Annotated in this window: 11 protein-coding genes; all 11 read left to right on the forward strand. The window is 39.2% G+C overall.

From position 1 onward, the window contains the following. The first annotated feature begins 55 nt into the window (after positions 1-55). Positions 56-346: a septation regulator SpoVG gene (gene spoVG, locus RCJ93_RS16140; RefSeq protein ID WP_251648808.1), complete on the forward strand. Its 291-nt coding sequence runs from the start codon at positions 56-58 to the stop codon at positions 344-346. A 300-nt stretch (positions 347-646) separates the two neighbouring features. Continuing rightward, entirely contained in the window at positions 647-2,011 is a 1,365-nt protein-coding gene (gene glmU / locus RCJ93_RS16145; RefSeq protein WP_446739570.1) for a bifunctional UDP-N-acetylglucosamine diphosphorylase/glucosamine-1-phosphate N-acetyltransferase GlmU, read from the forward strand. Between the two features lie 24 nt (positions 2,012-2,035). Then, on the forward strand, positions 2,036-2,995 hold the full coding sequence (locus RCJ93_RS16150) for a ribose-phosphate diphosphokinase (RefSeq protein ID WP_066791297.1): 960 nt from the start codon (positions 2,036-2,038) through the stop codon (positions 2,993-2,995). Between the two features lie 130 nt (positions 2,996-3,125). Further along, entirely contained in the window at positions 3,126-3,740 is a 615-nt protein-coding gene (locus RCJ93_RS16155) for a 50S ribosomal protein L25/general stress protein Ctc (RefSeq protein ID WP_446739571.1), read from the forward strand. 285 nt (positions 3,741-4,025) lie between these two features. After that, complete coding sequence (gene pth, locus RCJ93_RS16160; protein WP_066791301.1) at positions 4,026-4,583, forward strand: aminoacyl-tRNA hydrolase; 558 nt, start codon at positions 4,026-4,028, stop codon at positions 4,581-4,583. Between the two features lie 58 nt (positions 4,584-4,641). After that, complete coding sequence (locus RCJ93_RS16165; protein WP_066791303.1) at positions 4,642-4,869, forward strand: anti-sigma-F factor Fin family protein; 228 nt, start codon at positions 4,642-4,644, stop codon at positions 4,867-4,869. A 79-nt stretch (positions 4,870-4,948) separates the two neighbouring features. Further along, the gene (gene mfd, locus RCJ93_RS16170) at positions 4,949-8,470 is read left to right on the forward strand and encodes a transcription-repair coupling factor (RefSeq protein ID WP_446739572.1); all 3,522 of its coding nucleotides are present in this window, start codon (positions 4,949-4,951) and stop codon (positions 8,468-8,470) included. A 91-nt stretch (positions 8,471-8,561) separates the two neighbouring features. Beyond that, the gene (gene spoVT / locus RCJ93_RS16175; RefSeq protein WP_066791307.1) at positions 8,562-9,098 is read left to right on the forward strand and encodes a stage V sporulation protein T; all 537 of its coding nucleotides are present in this window, start codon (positions 8,562-8,564) and stop codon (positions 9,096-9,098) included. Between the two features lie 121 nt (positions 9,099-9,219). Continuing rightward, complete coding sequence (locus RCJ93_RS16180; RefSeq protein WP_446739573.1) at positions 9,220-10,872, forward strand: putative polysaccharide biosynthesis protein; 1,653 nt, start codon at positions 9,220-9,222, stop codon at positions 10,870-10,872. A 102-nt stretch (positions 10,873-10,974) separates the two neighbouring features. Then, entirely contained in the window at positions 10,975-12,444 is a 1,470-nt protein-coding gene (gene mazG / locus RCJ93_RS16185; protein ID WP_150285671.1) for a nucleoside triphosphate pyrophosphohydrolase, read from the forward strand. A gap of 2 nt (positions 12,445-12,446) precedes the next feature. Next, positions 12,447-12,737, forward strand: coding sequence for an RNA-binding S4 domain-containing protein (locus RCJ93_RS16190; RefSeq protein ID WP_446739574.1), 291 nt, complete (start codon positions 12,447-12,449; stop codon positions 12,735-12,737). Positions 12,738-12,758 lie beyond the last annotated feature (21 nt).

Below are 12,758 nucleotides of genomic sequence, written 5' to 3' on the forward strand. Positions count from 1 at the left end.
GAATTAGGATGTTAATAGATTCTATCTAACAACTAAGATGAGAGGTGGTGAGAAAATGGAAGTAACTGATGTAAGACTTCGCCGTGTAGAGACTGATGGCCGCATGCGCGCCATTGCTTCCATCACACTGGACAACGAATTCGTTGTGCATGATATACGTGTGATTGATGGGAATGCTGGATTATTTGTAGCAATGCCAAGCAAAAGAACGCCAGACGGAGAGTTCCGAGATATTGCCCATCCAATCAATTCTGGCACACGATCTAAGATCCAAGAATCTGTATTGCATGCTTATGCCAATAGCCACGAAGATGAATTTATGGTGCTAGAGGAAGAGAAAGTTTAATAGCAAAAGAAGCAAGGGCCAATTCTTATTGAATGGGCTCTTTTTTATGTTGAAATTTCCTTTTATGTAAAGATTATTAATCTAGCCTGCATATATAGTCTATTACCACATTTTTCTCTAAATAAAACCTCCCATAATAGAATTAAAAGAGTTATGATAAAGAGGAAGAACTTTTTAGAAAAAGAATTATATAATAAATGGTTTCTTAATGATTTGTCAAGTCGCAATGTCTTGAAAATATGTTTAGTTTGCTTTATAGTCAAAAGAGAAAAAATCTGTTTGACTGGAGGACTTGTAAGTATGACCAATATTTATGCCGTAATCTTGGCTGCTGGCCAAGGCACACGTATGAAGTCCAATTTATATAAAGTTCTTCATCCTGTTTGCGGAAAACCAATGGTAGAGCATGTGGTAGACAATATTCAACAGTTGGATGCCAGCCGTATCGTTACAGTGGTAGGACACGGTGCAGAAAAAGTGCAAGAACAATTAAACGATCGTAGTGAATATGTTCTGCAAAAAGAGCAGCTTGGCACTGCGCATGCTGTTCAACAAACAGAATCTTTGCTTCAAGATTTAGATGGTACAACACTGGTAATTTGTGGTGATACACCACTTATACGTCCAGAAACAATGAAAGCTCTCTATGAACATCATGAAGCAAATAAAGCAAAAGCGACAATTTTGACAGCTATAGCTGAAGACCCTACAGGTTATGGACGTATTTTACGTAGCAGCGATGGCAAGGTTGCACAGATTGTTGAGCAAAAAGACGCAACAAAAGAACAACAAGAAGTGACTGAAATCAATACAGGCACATACTGTTTTGATAATAAAGCGCTTTTTGAAGCTTTGAAAGAAGTAAAAAATGACAATGCACAAGGCGAATATTATTTGCCAGATGTGATTGAAATCTTACAAAGTCGCGGAGAAATTGTAGAAGCTTACGTGACTAAAGAATTTTCGGAAACACTAGGTGTTAATGATCGAGTAGCATTAGCACAAGCTGAAAGAATTATGCAATCTCGCATTAATAAGAAACATATGCAAAATGGTGTAACAATCATTAATCCAGACAATACTTATATTAGTGCTGAAGCTGTAATAGGCCGTGATACGGTGATTCAACCAGGAACGATGATTGAAGGCCCATCTACTATTGGCGAAAATTGTCTTATTGGGTTGAACAGCCAAATCCGAAATAGCCAAATAGGCAACCGTACAAAGATTGATCATTCTATCATAGAAGACAGTCGGATTGATGATGATGTAGCAGTTGGCCCTTATGCACATATTCGTCCTGCAACGCATATTATGGATCGCGCTAAAGTCGGCAACTTTGTCGAATTGAAAAAGACAACGCTTGGCGAAGGAAGCAAGGCATCGCATCTTACATATCTAGGCGATTCCACAATCGGCGCAGATGTAAATATTGGATGCGGTACTATTACAGTCAACTATGATGGCAAAAATAAATACGAGACGATTATTGAAGACAACGCATTTGTTGGCTGTAACGCCAATTTAATCGCACCGGTTACTATCGGCAAGAATGCATTTGTTGCTGCAGGTTCAACCATTACGAAAAATGTACCAGAAAATGCTCTTGCTATAGGACGTACAAGACAAGAGAATAAAGAAAACTATGTTAACAAATTAAAATAATTAAAACATTAACAGGAGGCCAACATGCCGTATCAATATGCTAACTCAAATTTAAAAATCTTTTCATTAAATTCAAATGAACCACTTGCTGCTGCAATCGCAAAAGAAGTAGGTGTAGAGTTAGGGAAATGTTCAGTCAAACACTTTAGCGATGGAGAAATCCAAATCAATATTGAGGAAAGCATTCGTGGGAACGATGTGTTTATCGTTCAATCTACTTCAGCGCCAGTAAACGAAAACTTAATGGAATTGTTGATTATGATTGATGCGTTGAAACGTGCTTCTGCTCGCACAGTTAACGTCGTAATGCCTTATTACGGATATGCACGCCAAGACCGTAAAGCGCGTTCACGTGAACCTATTACGGCAAAATTAGTGGCTAATCTATTAGAAACAGCAGGCGCAACACGCGTACTTGTTCTTGATTTGCACGCACCACAAATCCAAGGCTTCTTTGATATTTTAATTGACCACTTAATGGGTGTTCCTCTATTAGCGGATTACTTCAAGAAAAAAGGCTTTAATCCTGAAGACGTAGTTGTTGTTTCACCAGATCACGGTGGAGTAACACGAGCTCGTAAAATGGCAGAGCGTTTAAAAACACCAATTGCCATTATCGATAAACGCCGTCCAAAGCCAAATGTAGCAGAAGTGATGAACATTGTAGGGAATGTAGAAGGAAAAATCTGCATTTTAATCGACGACATTATTGATACAGCAGGCACAATTACAATTGGTGCGGAAGCACTTGTCAAAAGCGGCGCTAAAGAAGTGTATGCATGTTGTACGCATCCTGTTCTTTCAGGTCCTGCAATTGACCGCATCGAAAATTCAGTAATCAAAGAATTAGTTGTAACCAATTCAATTCAGTTGCCAGAAGAAAAGAAAATTCCAAAAATCAAAGAATTATCAGTTGCGACATTGTTGGCAGATGCCATCGTACGCATTTATGAGAATAAATCTGTAAGTAAATTATTTGATTAATGTTTCGTAGTCTTTCCATCCACATCCTATAGCTTAGGGTGTGGATTTTTGTATTTAATAGGTTTCGTTTATCTTTTGTAAGGGTATATACATAAAGCATTAGTTATTTTGAGGAAGGGGACGAAAATCTATGAGCACTGTCATTCAAGCGAATTCACGTGAAACCGGACATCATTCCAATCTTACAAGTCTTAGAAAAGAAGGGTATGTCCCAGGCGTAGTTTATGGCTTCCAAGTAGAATCAACACCCATTGCCGTTAGTGCAAGAGAACTCGAAAAAACATTAAGAGAAGACGGACGCAACGCCGTCATTACATTAGAAGTAGAAGACAAAAATGTTCAAGCCGTTCTAAATGATATCCAAAAGGATAATTTAAAGGGCGATTATCTCCATATCGACTTTTTAGCAATCAACATGTCTGATGCATTAGAAGTAGCTGTTCCGATTACGGTCGTTGGAGAATCCACAGGCGTTAAAGAAGGCGGTGTCTTGCAACAGCCAAATCGTGAGCTGACATTAAATGTGAAACCTTCTGATATACCTGAGAGCATCGAAGTAGATATTTCAGGGTTAGCCATTGGCGATACAATTACCATTAATGATATTCGTGATCAAGTCGAATTTGAGATTGTCGATGATAATGAATTGACACTTGTGACAATTTCAGCGCCAGTCTCAGCGGCAGAGCTAGAAACAGACACAGAAACAGAAGAGCCTGTTGCCGATAATGGAGCTGATGAATAATATATACTATTAACCTTGTGCTTTCTTAATTGAAGGCCCAAGGTTTTTATATTTTAATTAAATTTTTTTGAGACAAAGATTAATTAATATATTTTTGTTTTCCCATATAGTGTTCGACAAAAAAACTGTTTTTTCAACTTGCTTATTGTACTTTTAAACTTGGTAAGGTATTTATATATGCTAATATAACCTGTTTCTGTTATATTGGATTAAAGTGAATGAACCGCATCAAATAATGTTTATGTGATAAAATAACTGGGATTAGTAGTAAAGGAAGATGCAAAAATGAAACTTGTGATTGGCCTAGGTAACCCAGGCAAAGAATATGAACATACGCTCCATAACGTTGGTTTTGATACGATTGATTTATTAGCGGAAAAATGGGGTATATCATTAAATCAACAAAAATTTAATGCAATTTATGGAACTGCACATCTTCCAGAAGGAAAAGTAATGGTGGTGAAGCCACTTACTTACATGAACCTTTCTGGTGAAGCGGTGCGTCCTTTAATGGATTATTTTGATATTGAGCTGGAAGACATTGTGGTCATCTATGATGATTTAGATTTAGAAAAGGGAAAATTGCGTTTGCGTCAAAAGGGTAGCGCAGGTGGCCATAACGGCATAAAGTCGTTAATCCAACACCTAGGCACACAAAATTTTAATCGTATTCGTATAGGAATTGATCGTCCACCTGTAGGAATGAAGGTAGTCAATTATGTTCTAAGCCACTATCAAAAAGAAGATTTGCCGACTATGGAAGATGCATTTAAAAATGCCGCAGAAGCTTGTGATTATTGGTTGACGAAGCCTTTTGTTGAAGTCATGAATAAGTTCAACTAATTCTTCAAGCATAAAAAACTGAAAGCTGTCTATACTTTTACTAAAGGGAGGCATGCTTATGGCTATTCGTTACAAATGTCGTCATTGCAGTACGGAGATTGGTGTATTGCCATTTGATTCTGATGATAGTATTCGCAAACTGCATCAACTCAATGAAAAAGATGCCCAAGAATTTATCCGTCATGAGCAAAATGGCGATACGACCGTAGATAGTATATGTGAACACTGTGAAGATTCGCTAAAGAAATTCCCAAATTATCATGCATTAAAAAATTGGTTACAGTGAAACGCTTTGGCGCTTTTTGCGTCCAAGGCCTTTTTCTGTATGTTCTATAAATAAAGTCCGAAAGAGAAGGGAGATTTGTATGGAAATTTTGCGTCATCTATTGACTAGCGATCCGCAAGTACAAAAATTATTAGATGAAATAAAGAAGGGACAGGGAGCAGAGCTGGTAACGGGTTTGTCTGGCAGCGCGCGTCCCGCATTTTTAGATACAATATTTTATACTCTGCAAAAGCCGCTTTACATAATTTCGCCAAACTTGTTGCAAGCGCAAAAAATGTATGATGATTTGGCTAAACTGATAGGAGAGGACATGGTCCATTACTATCCAGCTGACGAATTTATTGCCGCTGATATGGCCACATCCAGTCCAGAGCTCAGAGCAGCACGTATTGAAACATTGGATCATATGATTCATCAACAAAAAGGAGTATATGTTATTCCTATAGCTGGTATGCGTAAAATAATGGCTCCGAAAGAAGTATGGATGAATTTAAATTTAACTGCCAAGCTTGGTGAAGAAATCGACGTAGAAGAATGGTTGAACCAATTAGTGACAATGGGGTATTCAAGAAGCCAAATGGTCACCTCTCCTGGTGAATTTGCACTGCGAGGTGGTATTTTAGATATTTATCCTCCTTATTCTGAAAATCCTGTTCGCATCGAGTTATTTGATACAGAAGTTGATTCTATTCGCACATTCTCAGCAGATGACCAACGTTCTATTAATAAACTAAAGAATATACATCTCTTACCTGCGACAGAATTTGTTGTGACAAAGAATCAAAGGCAGCAATTCGCGCAAAGGCTGGAAAGTGCATTAAGTGAGAGCTTAAAAAAGGTAAAGAAAAAAGAGATACAAGAACAATTATATCAAAATGTTCAATTGGATATAGAATTGCTTCAGCAAGGTGAGCTGCCGGAGTTTGCTAATCGTTACGGATCTCTGTTATATGAAAAACCTGCATTCTTGGGCGACTATTTTGCGAAAGATGGGCTTGTTGTATATGACGAGTACGGAAGAATCCAAGAAGTAATGGAAGCTTGGGAAAAAGAAGAGAAAGAGTGGTTCATTTCCCTTATAGAAGAAGGAAAAATGGTGCATGCAGTGAAGCCTTCTTATTCAATGAAAGAGGTCTCGGCTATGATTCAATTGCCAATACTTTACTTTTCATTGTTTGCCAGAAATTTCTCTGGCGTACGTTTCCGAGATATCACTAGCCTTTCTTGCAAGCCGATGCAGCATTTTCATGGTCAAATGCCGCTGTTAAAAGGGGAAATTGAGCGTTGGCAGCGTGAAAAATTTACAGTACTGTTTATGGCTGAAGATGGAAGTCGTCTACCAACTATCCAGACCACTTTAGAAGATTACGATATTCATATACAAATTGGAACGCCTGAGGCAGAAGGCATTTTTGCGATTACAGGTAATTTTTCCGCAGGTTTTGAACTACCGATGCAACGTGTGGCAGTAGTGACAGAAGAAGAGCTGTTTAAACAAAAGCCTAAAAAGAAAAGAAACCGCGCTCAAAAAATGTCCAATGCAGAGCGGATTAAAAGTTATACAGAAATCAAGTCTGGCGATTACGTGGTCCATGTGCATCATGGGATCGGCAAATATGTAGGAATTGATACGCTAGATGTGGGGGGGAAACATAAGGATTATCTCCATATCCGTTATCGTGCAGACGATAAATTGTATGTGCCTGTCGATCAAATTGATTTGATTCAAAAGTATATTGGTTCGGAAGATAAAGAAGTGAAACTCCATAAGCTTGGAGGTACAGAGTGGGGCAAAACGAAAACAAAAGTATCGAGAGCTGTCCAAGATATCGCTGATGATCTGATCAAGCTTTATGCTAAGCGTGAAGCAGAAAAAGGATTTGCCTTCTCTCCAGATGGAGATGAGCAACGGGCATTTGAAGAAGCATTCCAGTACGAGGAAACAGAGGATCAACTACGGACGATTCAAGAAGTGAAAATAGATATGGAAAAAGAAAGGCCAATGGACCGCTTAGTATGCGGAGATGTAGGTTATGGCAAAACAGAAGTGGCCATACGGGCTGCATTTAAAGCTGTACTAGACGGCAAGCAAGTAGCCTTTTTGGTCCCAACTACTATTTTGGCTCAGCAGCATTATGAAACGTTACTAGAGAGATTCCAAGATTATCCTGTTACAATCGGCGTACTGAACCGTTTTCGTTCTCGCAAGCAACAAAATGAAACTATAAGCGGACTGAAAGCTGGTACGGTAGATATCGTAGTAGGCACACACCGCCTTTTATCAAAAGATGTCGTGTATAAGGATTTAGGTTTATTAGTTGTCGATGAAGAACAACGATTCGGTGTAACACATAAAGAGAAAATTAAAAAATTACAAACAAAAGTAGATGTATTAACATTAACGGCAACACCGATTCCCCGCACATTGCACATGTCGATGGTCGGAGTACGTGATTTATCTGTAATCGAGACACCACCAGCTGACCGCTTCCCTGTTCAAACGTATGTAATGGAACATAACGGTGCACTTGTGAGAGAAGCGATTGAACGCGAATTAGCACGTGATGGGCAAGTATTCTATCTGCACAACCGTGTAGAAGATATTGCGAAAAAGGTTGAAGAGATTCAAATGCTTGTGCCTGATGCAAGGGTCGGCTCTGCCCATGGCAGAATGACTGAAAGAGATTTAGAAAACGTCATTTTAAAATTCCTTGAAGGTGAATACGATGTATTAGTCACGACCACCATCATTGAGACAGGTATTGACATTCCTAATGTTAACACACTGATTATTAATGACGCTGATCGTATGGGGCTGTCGCAGCTGTATCAATTAAGAGGGCGTGTCGGCAGGTCTAGCCGTGTGGCGTATGCCTATTTCATGTATCAACGTGATAAAGTCTTAACCGAAGTAGCAGAACAAAGGCTACAGGCAGTAAAAGAATTTACAGAGCTTGGTTCCGGTTTTAAAATTGCGATGCGCGATTTATCTATCCGCGGAGCAGGAAACTTGCTTGGTGCACAACAGCATGGCTTTATTGATTCAGTTGGATTTGATTTGTATTCACAAATGTTAGAAGAAGCGATTACGGAGCGGCAAACAGGCGTGAAAAAGGAAGAAGAAAAGGATATTGAAATCATTATTCCATTTGATGCATATATTCCAGATACTTATATTCCTGATGGCTATCAAAAAATACAAATGTATAAACGCATTAAGAGTATGGATGAAGAAGAAGACTACTCTGAGATTATTGATGAGCTGCAAGACCGATTCGGAGATTTCCCAGTTGAAACGGAACGCTTGCTGCGTATTGGCCGTATGAAGGTATGGGCAAAACAAGCAGGAGTAGAATCAATCAAAACGAAAAATAAAATCATCACGATTGAAATCTCGGAAGAAGGCACTGCCAAACTAGATGGAGGCAAAGTTGTAGCCGAATCAATGGTATTTGGTCGGGCAGTAGGCTTCCAATTGGAAGGCCAAAAATTACTTTTAACGATAGACGAAAAGAAAGCAGAAGCAAAATCAACGTTTGACATATTAGAAGCTTTGCTGAAATTATTGCCAACAGCACTCCGTGAAAAGACGGAGGCATAGAACTAATAATTGTTATGTATAAATTTCCCTTTATAAGGCCAAACTACCGACAAGACTATTTATGAAATCTTGTCGAAAGTGAGGCATTCGAATGAAGGCAACAGGCATTGTACGACGGATCGATGATTTAGGGCGCGTAGTCATTCCAAAAGAAATAAGAAGGACTTTGCGTATCCGGGAGGGAGATCCTTTAGAAATTTTTACTGATCGTGAAGGCGAAATTATACTTAAAAAATATTCACCTATTAATGAGCTAGGTGATTTTGCACTTTCTTATGTAGATACATTATTTGAAACATTAGGTACGAGCGCTTTGGTTAGCGATAGAGATCAGGTAATTGCTGCTGCAGGTGTTTCAAAAAAGGATTATTTGCATCGTGCCATTTCTCCTTTTGCAGAAGAACGTATTCTACAAAGGAATTTGATTGTAGAGAAGCATGAGAGTTCGATTGAAATTGTCCCTGGACAAATAGAACAGATCAAATCATATTGTATTGCACCGATTGTTGTAGCAGGAGATGCCATTGGCGCAGTCTATATTTTATCTAAAATGCACTTTATTGGTGATACGGAACAAAAGGTCGCAGAAACAGCGGCACACTTCCTAGCGAAGCAAATGGAAGGATAGAAAACGGTAACAGACTGCTTATATAAGCAGTCTGTTTTTTTGTAAGGCGGTCAGAAGTGTATCTCCTTACTCAATTTACACATATGCTATACTTTGGTAGTAAAAAGAGTTTGTTTTAGAAATGAGTGAGAAATATATGCCTGAAAAGTGGGGTATGAAGGTATATTTAAAGGGCGTGGCAATGCTAACGGTGGCCTCTCTTTTTGTGAAAGTACTGAGTATGGTGTACCGCATTCCTTTTCAAAACCTAGTAGGAGACCGAGGCTTTTATATTTACCAGCAGGTCTATCCTTTTGCTGCTATATTTGTCACATGGACTTCAAGCGGACTAGCTGTAGCTATTTCAAAAATACTGGCAGATGAAGATGCCAATAAACATACGAGTGAGCGCAATGCAATATTGCGATTTTTATTTAGCGTTTTAGCTGTGATATCTGCCATTTTATTTATAGTACTATTTTTTGGCGCTCCTTTTTTTGCAAAGATGATGGGAGATCAAGAGCTAGCCGGATTAATAAAAGTAGCTTCATTTGTTGTATTTTGTATTCCATTTCTTTCAATATACAAAGGATTCTTTCAATCAATTGGGAACATGCAGCCGGTTGCCTATGCGCAAATGATAGAGCAGGCTGTAAGAGTAGCGATCATTATTGTAGGTACTTGGCAAGTTGTTGCTATGACACATTCGCTATATGCAGCTGGCGAAGTGGCAATGGGGGGGACTGTAGCCGGTGAACTGGCAGGAGTTTTTCTGTTAGTTTGGTTTGGAAGGAAATCCTTTTTCTCTCATGAAGGCTTAAAGAGTATTCCTATTCAATCATTGAATAAATGGGCAATGACCAAAAAGCTTTTGCTTTTCAGCTTCAGTGTCAGCTTGAGCAGTTTGATGCTACTGCTGTTTCAACTAGTTGATTCATTTACTATTTTCAGTGCGTTACAAAAAATGGGCTTACCTTCTTTACAAGCGATGGAAACTAAGGGGATTTATGATCGGAGTCAACCGCTCGTACAGGTAGGGTTGGTGATTGCTTCCTCACTTTCACTCGCTATTGTGCCGTTGATTGCCCATAACAAAAAAAACAGGGAGCATGCTAAACGCTACATCAAAATCACCTATCGTGCCTCTCTTTTATTTGGTGTAGCGGCTGCTGTCGGATTAATTCTAGTGATGCCAAATATAAATAAAACATTATTTGAAACAGCCGATTTATCGAATGTCTTATCGATTTTTATCATTCAAATTATATGGCTTTCACTCATATTGACCATCACAGGGATACTACAAGGGTTAGGTAAATTAAAAATACCATCGTTTATTTTATTGATGGGTATTTTGGTGAAATGTTTATGTAACTCTTTATTTGTACAAACATTCGGTATAGCAGGGGCGGCTATTGCAGGGAATATGGGCTTAATGATGTCAGCCATCGTACTGGTTGCTTATCTAAAAAGGTTACAAACTATAAAATTGGCTCCATGGAGTTTCTACAAAGGCATGACGGTGGCCACCCTTCTTATGGCGTTTGTCCTTGTATTATTCTCCGTCTTTTTAGAACCTTATGCTAGAAACTTCTCTGATGGAAGAACGATGGCTTTATGTCTAACGATTATAAAATCATCGATTGGCGCTTTCATCTTTCTGACTACGTTAGCAAAAATGCGTACATTAGCAGTTCGAGAATGGTTCCTATTGCCTCTAGGAAAATACATGGCCGCCTACCAACTCCGGTTGGGAAGAATGGGGAAAGATACAGAAGAAAAGGTTCGACAATGATTTGTTAGCCTGCTACCAACTCGATATAATGAAAACTGAATTCACATAACATGCAGTATTTACAAGTAAGAAAGAAGCACAAGATTAAAGGAGAGAATGTGTATGCATCAACTGACTATAATAGGCTTAGGAGCGGGAGATTTCGAACAATTGCCAATGGGTGTCTATAAAGCACTCAAAGCAGCTAAAAAGGTATATGTTCGAACAAATGATCACCCTGTACTAACAGAATTGGCTAAAGAGGGACTAACATTCGAAAGCTTTGATGCTGTGTATGAAAAACATGATGACTTTTTGCCCGTCTATCAAGAGATTGCTGATTCACTGCTTCAAGCAGCAGGGAAGGACGAGGTTATATATGCTGTGCCTGGCCATCCACTAGTTGCAGAAATGACAGTGCAGCTGCTGATCGAAGCAGAGAAAGAAGGAAAAGTAAGTCTCAAAATAGAAGGTGGTCAGAGCTTCTTGGATGCTGTGTTTGGCGCATTGCGAATTGATCCAATTGATGGCTTTGAATTAGTTGATGGCAGTACATTTTCAATACATGAGACCAATATGTACAAGCACCTACTGATTGCACAAGTGTATGACCAATTCAGTGCATCAGAGGTAAAGCTAACTTTAATGGAGAAATATCCGGCTGAATATCTAGTGACCATTGTGACAGCTGCTGGATCGAAGGATGAAAAGTTGCGCACTGTTCCATTATTTGAACTCGATCATGGTGTTGAAGTAAATAATTTAACAACTGTTTATGTGCCACCTATTAAAAAGAGAGAAGACGGTTTAAGAGAGTGGTCTACATTCCGCGATATTATTGGAGTGCTTAGAAGCCCTGAAGGATGTCCATGGGACCGGGCACAAACACACGAGAGCCTTAAAAAGTATATGCTGGAGGAAGTGCATGAGTTCCTTCAAGCAGTCGAGGAACAAGACGAAGACCATATGATTGAGGAGCTTGGCGATGTATTGTTACAGGTCTTCTTGCAAGCGCAAATCGCAGAGGATGATGGCTTCTGGAATCTAGAGGACGTTCTTCAGGGGATTGCTTCTAAAATGATCCGCCGCCATCCGCATGTTTTTGGCGAAGTGAAAGTAGATAATGCGGAAGACGTAGTGAAGAACTGGGAAGAAATCAAGAAGGAAGAGCATCAGCCTACGAAAACAGAACCACTTTTAAAAGAAGGGTATCGTGCAACCTCTTCACTGCAAACTGCATATAACTATCAAAAAATTGCCGCTAAGGTAGGCTTTGAATGGCCAGACGTTGAGGGAGCATGGGCGAAGGCAAAAGAAGAGTGGGAAGAATTCCAAGAGGAAATAAAAGACGGTACAGATGAAACAAGGCTCGATGAGTTCGGCGATGTGCTTTCTACGCTTGTCAATTTAGCACGCGTCTATAAGATCCCAGCAGAAGAAGCGATGATCCATGCAAACGCAAAATTTGCAAAAAGGTTTGGATATGTAGAACAAAAGGTAATGGCTGGACGAAAGGATTTTAAAAAGTACACACTTGAGGAATTAGATGAGTTTTGGGAAGAAGCAAAACAATTACAAAGTAAGGAGTCATAGATATGAGATTAGATAAATTTTTGAAAAACTCTCGGCTGATCAAACGCCGTACATTAGCAAAAGAAGTAGCAGACCAAGGACGTATTACCATTAATGGAAAAGTGGTAAAAGCAAGCAGCCCCGTAAAAGTAGGCGATGAATTAGCGATTCGTCTCGGCCAAAAAATCGTGACTGTTCGCGTGGAGGAACTAAAAGATATCGTCCGCAAAGAAGAGGCTGCAAATATGTTTACCATTTTGAAAGAAGAAAAAGTAGAGAAAATTGAGCCAGAATTTATTGATGACGAAGAGTAGCAACTAACAAGAAATCAAAAT

The sequence above is a fragment of the Rummeliibacillus sp. BSL5 genome (genome assembly GCF_052928305.1).

Coding starts and splice junctions, on each gene's coding strand:
- spoVG (WP_251648808.1), top strand. CDS start 56: ATGGAAGTAACTGATGTAAGACTTCGCCGTGTAGAGACTGATGGCCGC.
- glmU (WP_446739570.1), top strand. CDS start 647: ATGACCAATATTTATGCCGTAATCTTGGCTGCTGGCCAAGGCACACGT.
- RCJ93_RS16150 (WP_066791297.1), top strand. CDS start 2,036: ATGCCGTATCAATATGCTAACTCAAATTTAAAAATCTTTTCATTAAAT.
- RCJ93_RS16155 (WP_446739571.1), top strand. CDS start 3,126: ATGAGCACTGTCATTCAAGCGAATTCACGTGAAACCGGACATCATTCC.
- pth (WP_066791301.1), top strand. CDS start 4,026: ATGAAACTTGTGATTGGCCTAGGTAACCCAGGCAAAGAATATGAACAT.
- RCJ93_RS16165 (WP_066791303.1), top strand. CDS start 4,642: ATGGCTATTCGTTACAAATGTCGTCATTGCAGTACGGAGATTGGTGTA.
- mfd (WP_446739572.1), top strand. CDS start 4,949: ATGGAAATTTTGCGTCATCTATTGACTAGCGATCCGCAAGTACAAAAA.
- spoVT (WP_066791307.1), top strand. CDS start 8,562: ATGAAGGCAACAGGCATTGTACGACGGATCGATGATTTAGGGCGCGTA.
- RCJ93_RS16180 (WP_446739573.1), top strand. CDS start 9,220: ATGAGTGAGAAATATATGCCTGAAAAGTGGGGTATGAAGGTATATTTA.
- mazG (WP_150285671.1), top strand. CDS start 10,975: ATGCATCAACTGACTATAATAGGCTTAGGAGCGGGAGATTTCGAACAA.
- RCJ93_RS16190 (WP_446739574.1), top strand. CDS start 12,447: ATGAGATTAGATAAATTTTTGAAAAACTCTCGGCTGATCAAACGCCGT.